The sequence below is a fragment of the Lacinutrix sp. 5H-3-7-4 genome, assembly GCF_000211855.2.
GTDB lineage: Bacteria > Bacteroidota > Bacteroidia > Flavobacteriales > Flavobacteriaceae > Lacinutrix.
Genome location: NC_015638.1, coordinates 1,137,134 through 1,152,939, shown reverse-complemented (window position 1 = coordinate 1,152,939; position 15,806 = coordinate 1,137,134). Strand labels below are relative to the sequence as shown.

Sequence of the window (15,806 nt, the reverse complement as noted above, 5' to 3'; positions counted from 1 at the left end):
AATAGATTTTTTTGTGGTTAGATAATGATTACTAATTTAAGTTATATTTGTGCATATAGACCCAAATTAATGATGAAAAATATTCAACACATACTATTAGTAGTAATTACTATTGGTTTTGTTACACTTTCTTACGCACAAAATAGAAATTATAACATAAAAAACGGTATTGGTATTTCTGGAGGTTTAACACAATACAATATTATTACAGATAATTTTAATACAAAACAAGGTAATGGTTGGGCAGCTGGATTAACAGCTTCTGTAATATTACCTCACAAATGGTATGGCGTGAGTTATAATATGCAGTTAGCCGAAAATAATTTTAGTGTAGAAGGTAGGCAATCTAATATTTTTAATACTACTGAAGATATAGAATACAAGCTACTTACTGCACAACTTTCTTTTTTATTACATATTAAATTAATTGAAAGCTATGTAACTTTTGATCTTGGACCAATGTTACAATACAATGCAGATTTAGAATTAAAAGATGAAAATCAAGAGAATTATTTAATAAATAATTTTGAAACATTAACCGCACAAGATATTACTCCAATTTCTAGATTTAATGTAAATGGAGTAGTAGGTATAAGTGCAGGATTTAATCACTTTAAATTAAAAGCACATTATGTTTATGGATTTTTAAATACTTTAAATAAATTAAACGATGAAACGTTTAATGAAATTAGTCGTACATCTTTTAAAGGAAACCAATCCATGTTAGTTTTTACTGCACAAGTAACATTTTAATAAAGCAGTAAATAAATTGTAATTTGTACATTTGGTTTTTGCTAGTTAACTAAATACCAATACCATGAAAAATTACCTGCTTATAATTATTGCATTCTTTTTAGCTATTTCGCAAAATTTACAAGCTCAATATAATAAGGAAATTATAGCAAAAACATGGTTAACTCAAAACCGTGAGGTGTTAGAGATACAAGAAAACCATACTTTCGAAATGCTTTTTAGTAAAGCGGGATTTTCTGGAGAAACCTTTAGGTTTTACCAAATACTTAACGGTATTCAGGTTTTTGATGCAGAAATTACTATTCATGTATCAAATAACAATGTCGTTACTTATTACGCTAGTACTTATGATGCTAGTGTAGAAACAATAAATACAATACCACAAATAACACAAAATGAGGCTTTTGAGATTGCTAAAAATGAAATTAATGCAGGAGAAATTGCTTTTAAAAAAGAAGAGCTTTTCATTTACAATAAGCAAGAAACTACAATACTAGCTTATGTGGTTAAAATAGAACCTAAACAAACACCAATAGGTAGTTGGGAAATAATTGTAAACGCAGAAACAGGAACAGTTATTAATGTTGAAAATAAAGCATTAAACCATAAAGACAAGAACAAGAAAAAGGAAGAACCAAAAGCAAAAAATAGTAACATGATGATGTTAGTAAATGGAAGTGGTTTTGTTTTTGAAACCGACCCACTAACAGCAACAAATAATGTTTATGGTGGCCAATATGTAGATAATAATGATGCGACTAATGCAGCATTAGATGCGGCAAGAACAAATGTAACTTTATTAGATATTACCCAAACTGGTGGCCAATATTATTTAGAAGGACCTTATGCTGAGGTTGTAGATTTCGAATCGCCAAGTAAAGGTTTATTTAATCAAGTATCAAGTGCATTTAATTTTAATAGACAGCAAGACGGCTTTGAAGCTGTAAATGTTTATTACCACATAGATAAAAGTATGCGTTACATAAATGAAACGTTAGGTATTAATTTAATGCCGTACCAATATACTACTGGCGTAAAAGTTGATCCTTCTGGATTAAGCGGTAGTGATAATTCACATTATTTAGGTGGATCTGGTAGTTTGTCTTTTGGAGAAGGTTGTGTAGATGATGCAGAAGATGCAGATGTGGTTTTACACGAATTAGGTCATGGTTTGCACGATTGGTTAACAAACGGTGGATTATCTCAAGTAAACGGATTAAGTGAAGGTTGTGGAGATTATTGGGCAAACTCTTATAAAAGAAGTTTAGGGCAATGGAATACTACAGACGCGTCTTACTATTATGTTTTTGGTTGGGATGGCCATAATACTTGCTGGAATGGTAGAGTAACTAATTATGGTGCACAATATCCAAGTGGTTTAATTGGTCAAATTCATACAGACGGACAAATGTGGGCAACGACTTTAATGGAAATTTGGGAAGATATAGGTCGTGAAAAAACAGACAAAGCTTTTTTAGAAGGTTTAGCCATGACAAATAGTGGTACAAACCAACAAAATGCTGCAATAGCAGTAAGACAAGCTGCTATAGATATGGGAACAGCTCATGGTTATACTTGTGAAGATATTCAAGCAATAACAAATAGGTTTACAGCTCAAGGTTATAATATGCCAGCTTACAACTGTAATTTAAGTGTAGATGAGTTTAATGTAAATACGGTTGCAATATATCCAAACCCTACAAATGGTTTAATATCTTTTAAAAACCTTACTGGATTACATAATGTGAGTGTAATTAATATGTTAGGACAAAAAGTAATGACAGGCACTATTAATACTACTAATAATGTATTAAATGTTTCAAAATTGTTTACAGGTACTTATTTTATAAAATTAACTGGAGTAGATAAAGTTTTAAAATTTATAAAAAAATAAAACAGCTTATAAAGAATAAAAAAGCGAGCTAAACAGCTCGCTTTTTGTTTTAATATATATTAGTTTTATAAAACCGAAATGACCTTTTCAATACGTTTTACTGTTTCAGCTTTTCCAATCATATACATAATATCAAAAACGTCTGGCCCTTTTAAAGCTCCAACAAGAGCTAAACGTAAAGGCATCATTATTTTACCAAAACCAATTTCATTTTTAGTAATCCAACCTTTTATTTCTTTTTGAAGTGTTTCTACTTCAAAATCTTCAATATTAGATACAATTGAAACAAGCCTTGTCATAAGTTCTTTGGTTTCGTCTTTAAAAGCTTTTTTAGATGCTTTTTCATCAAAGCTTTCTGGCGCTACAAAGAAGAAGCTACTTAAGTCCCAAAAGTCGTTTACAAACGTTGCTCGTTCTTTAACTAAATTAACAACCATAGCAATGTAATTAACATCGATATCTTTTAAAGCCTCATGATTATTTTTAAAAGCTTCGGCTAACTCATCGTTATTTTGTTCTTGCATGTAATGGTGGTTAAACCATTTTGTTTTATCTGGATCAAAACGCGCTCCTGCTTTATTCACACGGTCTAAATCGAAAGCTTCAATAAGCTCTTGTAAACTAAAAATTTCTTGTTCTGTACCAGGATTCCAACCTAAAAAGGATAGGAAATTAATAACAGCATCTGCAAAATATCCTTCTTCTTTATAACCTTTAGAAACGTCACCATTTGGCGATGTGTACTCTAAAGGAAATACTGGAAAGCCTAATTTATCGCCATCACGTTTACTTAATTTTCCTTTACCAGTAGGTTTTAAAATTAATGGTAAATGCGCAAATTCTGGAGCATCCCAACCAAAAGCAGTATATAATTGCATGTGTAATGCTAAAGATGGTAACCATTCTTCACCACGAATAACGTGAGAGATTTCCATTAAATGGTCGTCTACAATATTTGCTAAATGGTAGGTTGGCATACCATCGCTTTTAAATAATACTTTATCATCTAAAATATTAGTATCAATTTTTATATCTCCACGAATAATATCTTTTAAATGTAATGTTTGGTCTTGAGGAGACTTAAAACGGATAACATAATCATCACTATTATCTAATTTTGCTTGTACTTCTTCTTGAGAAAGCGCTAAAGAATTATCTAATTTTAAACGGTTATGCCAGTTGTAAATAAATGTTTTACCATTAGCTTCGTGATCTTTACGGTGTGCATCTAAACTTTGGGCAGTATCAAAAGCATAATATGCATTACCAGAAGCTATAAGTTGCTCGGCATAATCTTTATATAAATGTTTGCGTTCGCTTTGTCTATAAGGTCCAAATTTTTCGTTTTTACCTGGTCCTTCATCAAAAGGAATATTGCACCAGTTCAAGGCATCAATTATATATTGTTCTGCACCTTCAACATAACGGTTTTGGTCTGTATCTTCTATTCTAAGTACAAAAGTACCGTTATGTTTTTTAGCAAATAGATAATTAAATAGGGCAGTACGAACACCACCTATATGTAAAGGTCCTGTTGGACTTGGTGCAAAACGCACACGAACTTGTTTTGACATTTTTTTAAGTTTAAGACTGCAAAGATAGAGCAGAGTAGTGGGAAGCCCAAAATAAATTGTAGTATAAAAAAAACGGTAGCACAAGGCCACCGTTTAAATGTAATATAAAACTATACTTTAGTTTTTATTGTTAGTTTTATCTATATCTGCCATTAGATTTTTTGGATCTATTTGTACAGTTTTTACAGCTTTTTTGGTTTCAAAAGTATAGGTTGGGTATGCCCAAGCCCAATCTTTTATTGTTGTAGCCGTTGTTGGCTTTTCTCCACGCATACTGGTTAATGGAATGTAAATAGCCTCTGTACTTCCATCTATATAAGTTACTTCAAGGTCTATAGGCATTGGCATTAAACCAATACGTTCTAATGTTACAGTGTTTCCGTTTACAGATTTTACACCATAATCTATTGTGTTAGTTGTTTGTGTCCAGTCTGTTAAATACCATTCTAATTCTAAACCAGAAACTTTTTCGGCAACGCGAATAAAATCGTTTGGTGTTGGGTGTTTAAAAGCCCAATCGTTAAAATACTGTTTTAAAGTTTGTTTTAAATTATTTTCTCCAATAACATAACCTAATTGAGATAAGAAAACCGAACCTTTATTATAAGCTGTAATGCCATAAGCAGTGTTAGTTTCGTAACGATCTGCATGTGTTGTTTGTGGTTTTTCTAAGCCTTCTTTTGTTGCTAAATAAGTATAACCTCTATATGCACTTGCAGCAGGATTATCTGCATTTTTTTTGTTTATATAATCCATTGCATGATCACTTATGTAACTAGTAAAACCTTCGTCCATCCATTCGTGTTTCCCTTCGTTAGTAGCTAATAAAAACTGAAACCAAGTATGTGCTAACTCATGCGCGGTTACACCCATTAAGCTACCAAATTTACGTTTACCTGTTATTAAAGTACACATAGCATATTCCATACCGCCATCACCACCTTGAATAACAGAGTATTGCTCGTAAGGATATTTACCAATATGCTCACTAAAATATTGCATCATTTCTACTGTTTTAGGCTGAAGATCTTTCCAGAATTGTAAGTTTTCTGCAGGTAAATCTTTTTTATAGTAAAAATGAAGCATTGGTCCATTAGGGACTTGCATTGTATCATGAATATAGTCTGGATCTGCTGCCCAAGTAAAATCATGAACATTTGGAGCTTTAAAGTGAAGCGTTTTTTTGTTTCCTTTTATTTTAGGATTTGGCTGAAGGTATCCCGTACCACCAACAACATAATCTTTATCTATGGTTAATTTTAAATCAAAATCTCCCCAAACACCATGAAATTCTCTTCCTATATATGGGTAGGCATGCCAACCTTCAAAATCATACTCAGATAGTTTTGGGTACCATTGCGTCATTGATAATGCAACACCTTCTTTATTATTTCTACCAGAACGACGAATTTGTACAGGTACTTGTGCGTTAAAATCCATATTGAATGTTACACTTTCTCCTGGTTGAATTGGATTGTTTAGTGTAACTTCTAAAATTGTTCCAACGGTTTCATGTTTTACATTTTTTCCGTTTTGTTTAAGAGTATTAACTTTTATGTAACCAATTTCGTTAGGTTTTAAACTGCTTATTCTACTTACTTTTTCTCCATTTACTTCTTCCATCATTCTTCCGTCTGGATCTTTAATAGATTGTAATCTGGCGTCCATTTCACTTCCTGGTTGAAAAGCATTAAAGTATAAATGGTAGAATACTTTATTTAATACATCTGGAGAGTTATTTGTGTATACTAGTGTTTGTTTACCTTGATATTGGTAATTATTAACATCCATATCAATTTCCATTTTATAGTCTACATGTTGTTGCCAATAGGTAGATTTTGCTGAAGATGCAGTTACAGCCATTGGACTGTTTTGCGATGTGGATGCAGTGTTAGAAACACTTTTTGTAGTGCCACAACCCATTAAAAATAAAGAAGTTGCAACACTTAAAAAAAAACCTTTTTTCATACTATTTATTTTAAAGAAAAAAGCCTCAGTAATTTTAAATCACTGAGGCTTTTTTGGTTTGTATAATTACTTAGACAACTGAGCTGCCATAATTAATGCATTGTAAGCATTAACCATTTTACCAGATTTAGTTAAACTACCAAAATCTCTAATATCTTCACCGTTACCACCAACAATTACCTTAGTATTTACTGCTAATCCAGAATCTAAAATAATTTGTTTTACTTGTGCAGCTGTTAATTTTGGAGATTGAGACCAAACTAATGCAGCAACGCCAGCAACTGCAGGAGCAGCCATAGATGTACCACCTTTAGTATCGTACTCGTTTTCTGGTGTAGTAGAGTATATTTTTGCACCTGGAGCAAAAACATCTACGTTTTTCTTACCATAATTAGAAAAATTAGCTACCATTTTTGTACCATAGCTAGGCGCTAATGCACCAACACGTATGTATGTGTTACCAACTTCTACATAATCTACATTATCGTCTGGAAAGTTAGGAGCTGTATCTACATCTTCACTTGAGTTTCCTGCTGCGTGAACAAATATTACATTATTATCACTTGCATATTTAATAGCATCTCTTACCCAATCAGCATGAGGAGAAAAGCTTTTACCAAAACTTCCATTAATTACTTTTGCACCATTATCTACAGCATAGCGTATTGCTTTTGCAACATCTTTATCATACTCATCACCATTAGGTACTGCACGAATACTCATAATTTCAACATTATTAGCAACACCATTTGCTCCTAAACCATTATTACGCTCGGCAGCAATAATTCCAGCAACGTGAGTTCCATGACTTTCAGATTTTTTTACTGGCATTACATTAGCATTACCATAACCTGGTTTGTCATTAAAATCGTCTGGATTATCTCCTGTAGTTCTTCCTTTAAAATCTTTATTTAGGTTAAAATTTACTTGATCTGAAAAATAATCAACTCCTCCTTTTACTTGTTTTAAACCAGCTTGTAAAGAAGACATTCCGTTTGCATACATAAATTTAGCTGTTTCTACAGCTTTACCTAAATCTGACTCTGCATTTTCAACAGTAATAGCATTAACTTCTTTTGAAGTATAATCTTCTTTATTAAAATGTTTAACTAAAGTTTGGTGTGCTGTATTTACTCTATTATAAATACCTTCGTAACGTTCCTTTCCTGAAAGTGCATTGTTATAATCTGCATCGTATTTAGCTTTAGCCTCATCGTATCTAGGAGCTGTTGTGTTACCACTAGCTACTAAACGAATGTATTCTAATTGCTCATCGTATGCATCCCCTAAAAAGTTCCATCCATGAATATCGTCTACATATCCATTTTTGTCATCATCAATTCCATTTCCTGCAATTTCTCCTTTATTTGTCCAAAGTACACCATCTAAATCTTCGTGCTCAATATCAATACCAGAATCTATAACTGCTACTATTATTTTTTGTCCTTTGTTACCTTTTATAATTTCAGCGTAAGCTTTATCTACACTCATACCTGGAATAGTATCTTTTACTAGATCTAAGTGTCCCCAATTTTGAGCTTCGGCTTCTGTTAAAGCAGCTTCTTTAATTGGTGTTGTATCTATATTTTCAATTGGCGTTGAAATAATTGGAGCGCCACCGCCACAACTAGAAAGTATAGCAGCAGAAAATACTGAGAATAATACAGTTTTATTTATTAATTTCATTTGTAAAATATTTAGTTTGTTTATTATAGGTTAAAAATATCGTTGCTTGTGTAAGTTTCTTTTAGTCGCACGCCTTTGTCTGTATGCTGCACTGTAATAAGTTCATTATGTGCATCGTGCTCCAAAAATAAGTAATAATTATTATCTGCGGCTAAATTGAGGAATTTTTCTTTTTCATCTAATGTAAGTAATGGTCTAGTATCGTAACCCATTACAAATGGTATTGGTAAATGACCAACTGTTGGTAATAAATCTGCCATAAAACAAATGGTTTTTCCTTTGTAATTAATCATTGGAATCATTTGTTTTTCGGTATGTCCATTAGCAAAAAAAATATCGAATCCTAATGCCGATTTTTTTAAAATATCTTCTTGATTTTCTGGGAGTTTAGTAAACTTTAAATGGCCACTTTCTTCCATTGGTAGAATATTTTCTTTTAAAAACGATGCGACTTCTCTGCGATTAGGTTGTGTTGCCCACTGCCAGTGATTTTGATTACTCCAAAAATGTGCATTTTTAAAAGCAGGTTCTAAAAGTGTTCTGTCTTTATTGTATTGTATAGAACCTCCACAGTGATCAAAATGTAGATGAGTCATAAAAACATCTGTAATATCATCACGATGAAATCCATATTTTGCTAAAGATTTATCTATAGAATCGTTTCCCCAAAGATGATAGTAACCAAAAAACTTTTCACTTTGTTTGTTGCCCATTCCTGTGTCTATTAATATTAGACGATTACCATCTTCAATTAATAGGCATCGCGCAGCAATATCTATCATGTTATTGGAATCTGCAGGATTGGTTCTTGTCCATAAAGACTTAGGTACAACGCCAAACATTGCACCACCATCGAGTTTAAAATTACCTGCGTTTATAGGATATAATTTCATAGCTGCAAATTATGAAAAATGTAAGGATTGAAGGTAAACGTTAAGTTTTTATTAAGAAACCACTTTTTGCAAGCGTTTTCCAAAATCGTAAAGTGCTTTTATTTCTTTAATACTTGCTATTCGTTCTCGACCAAATATTAGTAAATTATTTCCATTAGATTCTACATGGTAGTATGGATTACTTTCAAAAAAATGTGTAATTTCATCTGTAAAAAAGTTTTGAATTGCTCGAGTATCTTCACCTAATAGATAAAAACGATTAGAAAAATCTGTGTGATTCTCTATAGGAATATCTTTAAAACCGGCAAAAGCATATATTTTTTCTAAAAAACCTTCGCGATCTAATGTAAATTCTGGAATGTTTTTTTCTAATTTAATATGAAGCATTGTAGAGCGTAACACTTCTTTTGCAATAAACTCACCTTCAGAAAATTCTATATCAAAAACATTTAGCGTTTCATTTTTATTTGATAACTGGTTATAGATGTAGTTTATTTTTTTTGTTTTAAAAAACAAAAAGTTGTCTAAAAAATGCGTTTCTCTTTCTTTTATTGATGTATAATTTAGTTTATAATCTAGAGCAAATTCTTCTATAGTTGTCTGGCGGCGTGTTAAACTTTTTTTAATAACATTTGGTACTGGTAATAATCGCCTTAATGCAAATGGATGTTTAGAGTCTGTATCGTGTAAATCTAAACCTAGAACTTCAAAATGTCCACCACGTTTTTTAAATACTTCTTGGTAATTATTTAAATTTTCCATTACTGTGTGATCAACAAACTTACATAAAGAGAAATCTAAAATTACATCTTGTGTTTCTGGAACAGCATCTAGTTTTTCTTTTAGCTTATAAAAATTTAAAAAACTGCAAAAATGTTTTACGCTTACGTAATAGTTACCTTCTTCTTGAAACATTAAAACATTTGGTTTCATAAGGTTTCTAGCAAAAAGAGAAATACTCTTATTTATAGCTACGTGAATAATAAACGTAACAATTACACCAGAAGCTATACCAGAAATTAAACCAACTTTAAGTGTTACAAGTAAGGTTACAAAAAAAATAATAAGCTGTTCTTTACCTATTTTAAAAATTTTTCTAATATTCTCTGGAGATGCTAATTTGTAACCTGTGTAAACCAAAATAGCCATTAATGCGGGTAAAGGAATACGTTGTAATTGCGAACTAAACAGTACTATAAAAATGATTAAAAAAGTAGCATGAAAAAAGTTTGACGAACGGTTACTACCACCATTATTTACATTTACAGAGCTTCTTGCAATTACAGTTACTACATTTAAACCGCCTAAAAATCCACTTCCAATTGTTGCTAGGCCAAGTGCTTTTAAATCTCTATTTACGTTACTACGACGTTTTTCGGGATCTAATTTATCTACAGCGTTTATACTTAAAAGCGATTCTATGCTAGCAATTAGAGTAAGTGCTAAAACACTAGACCAAAATGGCAGTGTTGTAATTTTACTAAAATTTACTGTAGGTAATTGTTCTATAATTTGAGAAAACTCTGGAATTCCAGAAATCATATACTCTATCGCAATAGGATTGTTTTCATGTGCTACCAACTCAAAATAATAACTAAAGGCGATAGATAGAATAACAATCCACATTGGAGCAGGAATAAGTTGTAGGTATTTATTTCTAATTTTTGAATAAAATATCATTATAATAAAGCTTATAATACCAGCTATGGCAGCGTAAATAAGTCCTGTATTATCATAATGTACAGCATCGTTTATAGTAAAAGGAATTTCTAATAAGTATTCTATTGTATCTTCTCGTTTAATGCGATGTGCAAGCATGATATGAAACTGTTTTCCTAAAATAATTAGCCCAATTGCAGCTAGCATACCTTGTATTGCAGAAGAAGGAAAGAAATCTGCTAGTTTTCCTAATCGCAAAAAACCTAGTATTAAAAGTAATATTCCAGAACAAATTATTGCGGCATAAGCACTTTCTAAACCCAAGGTTGTAATAGCAACTAAAAGTACACCAACTAAACCATTTCCTGGTCCAGCAATTGTAACGTTGCTTCCTCCTAAAATAGAGACCAAAACACCACCAATAACAGCTGCTATAACACCTGCAATTGGTGGCGCATCACTAGCCATTGCTAAACCTAAACCTAAAGGCAAAGCAATTAAACTTACTACAAAACCAGAAAATATATTTTTTGGTAATGCTTTAAAAAATGTTTTTATGTTATTCTTTTTTGGTCTCATTGAATAATTAAAACATCGGTTGGTAATTCGGTTAAAATGTGTTCTATATCATGAGGAAATAAACGATCCCAAAAGGTCATTTTTGTTGGTGCATTCATCACCAATAAATCTGCTCTTGCAATTTGTGCGTAATGCCCAATAGAATAACCTTGAGTACCAAATATTGGTTGTGATTTTATTACAATATTTTTAGTAAAGGCTTTTGGTATATTTTCAATGATATTGTTTATTCTTGATCGCTCACGGTTTCTAAGTCTTTCTTTTACAATTTGAGTTTTTCTAAGTGTTTTATCATCATCAACCTTTACAGAAATTTCATTTTGTTTAATTTCTTCAACTACCGTTATTTTTTCAGAATTTAATTTTGAACCCACATAAAAAGCTGTAGCAATAGTTTGTTCGGTTTTTGGGTCTTCTAAACCATTAACCACTATGTGTTGACAAGGTAATCTTTCTATTGAAGGATTAATTAATAATAATAAGGAACATTTTGCTTGACGCGTAATTTTTCTAGCTATGGAGCCTACATAATAAGTTAAAAACTTTTCTTTTTTAGCAGCACCAATAACTAGAAGGTCTATTTCTTTTTCTATTGAAGCTCTTAAAATAACTTCAACAGGATTACCTGTTTTAAAAATTACCTCATAATCTAAATGGTCGTTTTTAAACGTGTTTAGAATACTTTTTAGGGTTTTTATTTTATCTTCAGATTCATTTCCAACATGAATAATAACCAATTTACAATCAAAATAAAGTGCTAGTCGTGCGGCTTCATATAAATTTGCTTTAAGGTTTGGAGAAAAGGCTATGCCTATTCCTATAGTTTGAAATGGTTTTTTAGTCACGTAAGGTTTAATTCAAAAAAAAAAGGGAAGATAGTGTTTTAAAATAATCTCACAAACGTTGTAGTAATGTTAATTGACCATAAAATTGTTTTATTATATTTAACTTTAACATTTTTAAAAAAACCAACAGTTTACAATATGGTAGAATTAGGAGGAATAATTATTTTAGGAATATTAGCACAATGGGTTGCATGGAAATTTAAAATTCCAGCTATTTTACCGCTAATACTTATTGGGCTTTTAGTTGGGCCTATTGCTGCAGAGTTTTTAAGCGAAGATGGCACAAAATGGATTGAACCAATTTGGAATGGAGAAGAAGGTTTATTTCCAGGAGAAAGCCTCTTTTACTTTGTTTCGCTGGCTATAAGTATTATTCTTTTTGAAGGTGGATTGACTTTAAAAATGGGAGAAATAAAAAATGTAGCACCTGCAATTACTAAATTAATCTCTATAGGTTCTATAGTTACTTTCTTTGCTGCCGGAGCTTCTGCACATTATATTTTTGATTTAAGTTGGAAGATTTCTTTTTTATTTTCTGCTTTAATAATTGTTACTGGTCCTACAGTAATAACACCAATTTTAAGAAATATCCCGTTAAAAAAAGACGTCTCGGCAGTATTAAAATGGGAAGGTATTTTAATAGATCCAATAGGTGCTTTAGTTGCCGTTTTAGTTTTTGAGTTTATTAGCGTTGATGCTGGTGGAGAATTTACAAAAACTGCATTTATAGAGTTTGGCAAAATTGTTCTTTTTGGTGCAACTTTTGGGTTTACATTTGCTCATGGACTTAATTTTATTTTAAACAAAAAATTGGTTCCTCATTATTTAATGAATGTATTTACTTTGGCTACAGTATTAGGTGTTTTTGTATTGTCAGATGTTTTTGCACACGAATCTGGATTATTAGCGGTTGTAGTTATGGGTATGGTTTTAGGAAACTCAAAATCGCCACACCTTAAAGATATTTTATACTTTAAAGAATCATTAAGTGTTTTATTAATTTCTATTTTATTTATACTGTTAGCAGCAAATATTAATATGGAGGAATTATACTTAATTTATAGTTGGAATACAGCTATTTTATTTGCCATAATTGTATTTGTTGTTAGGCCGTTAGGGGTGTTTTTAAGCACTTATGGCTCTAGTTTAAAATTTAACGAAAAGCTTTTTATAAGTTGGGTTGGCCCAAGAGGTATTGTAGCGGCAGGTATTGCTTCATTATTTGGTTTAAAGTTGGCTAAAGAGGGAATTAGTGGTGCAGAATATATTACACCATTAGTATTTATGATTGTTCTAGGAACTGTTTTGTTAAACGCAACCACTGCTAGATTATTTGCTAAAATTGTAGGCGTATTTTTAACACAGTCTAATGGTATTTTAATTGTTGGAGCCTCTAAAGTGTCTCGATTACTTGGTCACTATTTAGAGTCTAATGGAAGACATGTTGTTTTAATAGATAGCAATCAAAGTAATATTGCTAAAGCTAAAGATTTAGGGTTGGAAGCTATTTCTACTAACATTTATTCAGATACATTATTAGATAATATTGAATTAAATGATGTTGGCTATTTAATGGCTTTAACAGGAAGCTCAGACATTAATAAATATGCAATAAATAAATTTAGTAAACAATTTGGTGAAAATGGGTCTTTTAGGTTAGTGACTACAGATGAAATGAAAGATGTATCTAACAACCCAAAAGAAGGACTTTTTAGCCACACAGACGATTATAATACGCTTAGTAATGTAACTAGAAAATACCCAAGCATTCAAGAAATTGAATTAAAGGATAAAGAACATTACGATAGTTTAATTGAAATTTCTAATAATGATAAAGAAATAATTCCGTTATTTATTAAAAATGGAGATGGAGAATTAAGTATAATCTCATCGTACAATAAAAATATAGATAATTTAGATAATGAATCGCAATTGGTTTATTTAGGTAAACCATTTGATGTTGAAGTTGTAGCAAACGAAGAAGTTTAAAAGATAATTTAATGTCTTTAAAATAAAAAAACCTTCAGTGAAAACTGAAGGTTTTTTTATACTATAAACTCAAATTAATCATTAAGCTTTAAAACAGCCATAAATGCTTGTTGAGGTATTTCTACATTACCAACTTGGCGCATACGTTTTTTACCTTTTTTCTGCTTTTCAAGTAGCTTACGTTTACGTGAAATATCACCACCATAACATTTTGCAGTTACATCTTTACGTAATGCTTTAACAGTTTCACGAGCAATAATTTTTGCTCCAATAGCAGCTTGAATTGGAATATCGAATTGTTGACGAGGTATTAATTCCTTCAACTTCTCTGTCATTTTTTTACCAATTGTATGTGCATTATCTGCGTGAATTAATGCAGAAAGCGCATCTACAGGTTGTGCATTTAGTAACACATCTAAACGTACTAATTTTGATGTTTTCATACCTATTGGAGAATAATCGAAAGAAGCATAACCTTTAGAAACAGTTTTTAATCTATCGTAAAAATCGAAAACAATTTCTGCTAAAGGCATATCGAAAGTTAGTTCAACACGTTCTGGTGTTAAATAGGTTTGATTAGTAATCATACCACGTTTTTCTATACACAAGCTCATTACATTACCAACAAAATCTGACTTTGTAATTATTGTAGCTTTAATAAAAGGCTCTTCAACACGATTTATCATGGTTGGTTCTGGTAAATCACTAGGGTTATTTACAATAAAAGGAACATCTGGTTCTTTGTTTGTATAAGCATAGTAAGATACGTTTGGTACAGTAGTTATTACTGTCATGTCAAACTCACGTTCTAAACGTTCTTGTATAATTTCCATGTGTAACATTCCTAAAAATCCACAACGGAAACCAAACCCTAAAGCCGCAGAACTTTCTGGAGCGAATACTAATGATGCATCATTAAGTTGTAGCTTTTCCATAGAGTTTCTTAGCTCCTCGTAATCTTCTGTGTCTACTGGATAAATACCAGCAAAAACCATTGGTTTTACATCTTCAAAACCTTCAATTATATTTGTTGTTGGGTTTGCAAAATCTGTAATAGTATCTCCTACTTTTACTTCTTTAGCTGCTTTAATACCGGTTATTAAGTATCCAACATCTCCAGTTTTTACACTTTGTTTTGCAACTTGGTTAAGTTTTAAAGTACCAACTTCGTCTGCAAAATATTCTTTATCTGTAGCGACAAATTTAATTTTTTGTCCTTTTTTAATTTCACCATTAAACACTCTAAAGTAAGTTTCTATACCTCTAAAAGTATTATAAACAGAGTCGAAAATTAAGGCTTGTAAAGGCGCTTCTGGATCTCCTTTTGGAGCAGGAACACGCTCAATAATCGCTTTTAAAATATTTTCTACACCAAAACCAGTTTTTCCACTGGCATGAATAACTTCTTCTGGATCACAACCTAAAAGGTCTACAATATCATCTGTTACTTCTTCTGGATTAGCACTTGGTAAATCTACCTTATTAAGTACAGGAATAATTTCTAGATCATTTTCTAGTGCTAAATATAAGTTAGATATTGTTTGTGCTTGTATACTTTGTGCAGCATCTACAATTAATAAAGCGCCTTCGCAGGCCGCAATAGATCTAGAGACTTCGTAAGAAAAATCTACGTGACCAGGAGTGTCAATTAAGTTTAAAACATATTGTTCGCCATTTAATGTATAATCCATTTGTATGGCATGAGATTTAATAGTAATACCACGTTCACGTTCTAAATCCATACTGTCTAAAAGCTGCGCTTGTTGCTCGCGCGCTGTTACAGATCCAGTTACGTCAAGTAAACGGTCTGCAAGTGTACTTTTACCGTGGTCAATATGTGCAATAATGCAAAAATTTCTAATATTCTTCATAGTCTAAAATACTCTTAAAAATGAAAGAGAGTGCAAATATAGTGCAAATATTAGCGATTTTTAAGTTTTTATTAGGAATACAAAGTGTTGAGATT

10 protein-coding genes are annotated in these 15,806 nt (G+C 31.5%); 3 read left to right on the top strand and 7 right to left on the bottom strand.

The genetic code is table 11. From position 1 onward, the window contains the following. Positions 1-69 precede the first annotated feature (69 nt). Positions 70-753: a PorT family protein gene (locus LACAL_RS04980; protein WP_237701008.1), complete on the top strand. Its 684-nt coding sequence runs from the start codon at positions 70-72 to the stop codon at positions 751-753. A gap of 64 nt (positions 754-817) precedes the next feature. Continuing rightward, positions 818-2,647 (top strand): T9SS type A sorting domain-containing protein, encoded by a 1,830-nt coding sequence (locus tag LACAL_RS14975; protein WP_013869615.1) that lies wholly within the window; start codon positions 818-820, stop codon positions 2,645-2,647. Between the two features lie 65 nt (positions 2,648-2,712). Here LACAL_RS14975 and gltX read toward each other — a convergent pair whose 3' ends face one another. The 6 genes from gltX to LACAL_RS04945 form a co-directional block, all read right to left on the bottom strand. Next, on the bottom strand, positions 2,713-4,221 hold the full coding sequence (gltX, locus tag LACAL_RS04970; RefSeq protein ID WP_013869614.1) for a glutamate--tRNA ligase: 1,509 nt from the start codon (positions 4,219-4,221) through the stop codon (positions 2,713-2,715). A gap of 117 nt (positions 4,222-4,338) precedes the next feature. Further along, positions 4,339-6,189: a M1 family metallopeptidase gene (locus LACAL_RS04965; protein WP_013869613.1), complete on the bottom strand. Its 1,851-nt coding sequence runs from the start codon at positions 6,187-6,189 to the stop codon at positions 4,339-4,341. 66 nt (positions 6,190-6,255) lie between these two features. Then, positions 6,256-7,875, bottom strand: a complete 1,620-nt coding sequence (locus LACAL_RS04960) for a S8 family peptidase (RefSeq protein ID WP_013869612.1) — start codon at positions 7,873-7,875, stop codon at positions 6,256-6,258. A 23-nt stretch (positions 7,876-7,898) separates the two neighbouring features. Further along, the gene (locus LACAL_RS04955) at positions 7,899-8,768 is read right to left on the bottom strand and encodes an MBL fold metallo-hydrolase (protein ID WP_013869611.1); all 870 of its coding nucleotides are present in this window, start codon (positions 8,766-8,768) and stop codon (positions 7,899-7,901) included. Between the two features lie 51 nt (positions 8,769-8,819). Then, positions 8,820-11,006, bottom strand: coding sequence for a SulP family inorganic anion transporter (locus LACAL_RS04950; protein ID WP_013869610.1), 2,187 nt, complete (start codon positions 11,004-11,006; stop codon positions 8,820-8,822). After that, entirely contained in the window at positions 11,003-11,851 is an 849-nt protein-coding gene (locus LACAL_RS04945) for a universal stress protein (protein ID WP_013869609.1), read from the bottom strand. The genes LACAL_RS04950 and LACAL_RS04945 overlap by 4 nt, the downstream gene beginning before the upstream one ends. 138 nt (positions 11,852-11,989) lie before the next feature. Here LACAL_RS04945 and LACAL_RS04940 point away from each other — a divergent pair, with 138 nt between their 5' ends. Next, positions 11,990-13,840, top strand: a complete 1,851-nt coding sequence (locus LACAL_RS04940; RefSeq protein WP_041301710.1) for a sodium:proton antiporter — start codon at positions 11,990-11,992, stop codon at positions 13,838-13,840. A gap of 74 nt (positions 13,841-13,914) precedes the next feature. Here the strand turns inward: LACAL_RS04940 and lepA are convergent, their stop codons facing one another. Further along, positions 13,915-15,711: a translation elongation factor 4 gene (lepA, locus tag LACAL_RS04935; RefSeq protein ID WP_013869607.1), complete on the bottom strand. Its 1,797-nt coding sequence runs from the start codon at positions 15,709-15,711 to the stop codon at positions 13,915-13,917. Positions 15,712-15,806: the final 95 nt, after the last annotated feature.

Coding starts and splice junctions, on each gene's coding strand:
- LACAL_RS14975 (WP_013869615.1), top strand. CDS start 818: ATGAAAAATTACCTGCTTATAATTATTGCATTCTTTTTAGCTATTTCG.
- LACAL_RS04950 (WP_013869610.1), bottom strand. CDS start 11,006: ATGAGACCAAAAAAGAATAACATAAAAACATTTTTTAAAGCATTACCA.
- gltX (WP_013869614.1), bottom strand. CDS start 4,221: ATGTCAAAACAAGTTCGTGTGCGTTTTGCACCAAGTCCAACAGGACCT.
- LACAL_RS04965 (WP_013869613.1), bottom strand. CDS start 6,189: ATGAAAAAAGGTTTTTTTTTAAGTGTTGCAACTTCTTTATTTTTAATG.
- LACAL_RS04960 (WP_013869612.1), bottom strand. CDS start 7,875: ATGAAATTAATAAATAAAACTGTATTATTCTCAGTATTTTCTGCTGCT.
- LACAL_RS04940 (WP_041301710.1), top strand. CDS start 11,990: ATGGTAGAATTAGGAGGAATAATTATTTTAGGAATATTAGCACAATGG.
- LACAL_RS04980 (WP_237701008.1), top strand. CDS start 70: ATGATGAAAAATATTCAACACATACTATTAGTAGTAATTACTATTGGT.
- lepA (WP_013869607.1), bottom strand. CDS start 15,711: ATGAAGAATATTAGAAATTTTTGCATTATTGCACATATTGACCACGGT.
- LACAL_RS04955 (WP_013869611.1), bottom strand. CDS start 8,768: ATGAAATTATATCCTATAAACGCAGGTAATTTTAAACTCGATGGTGGT.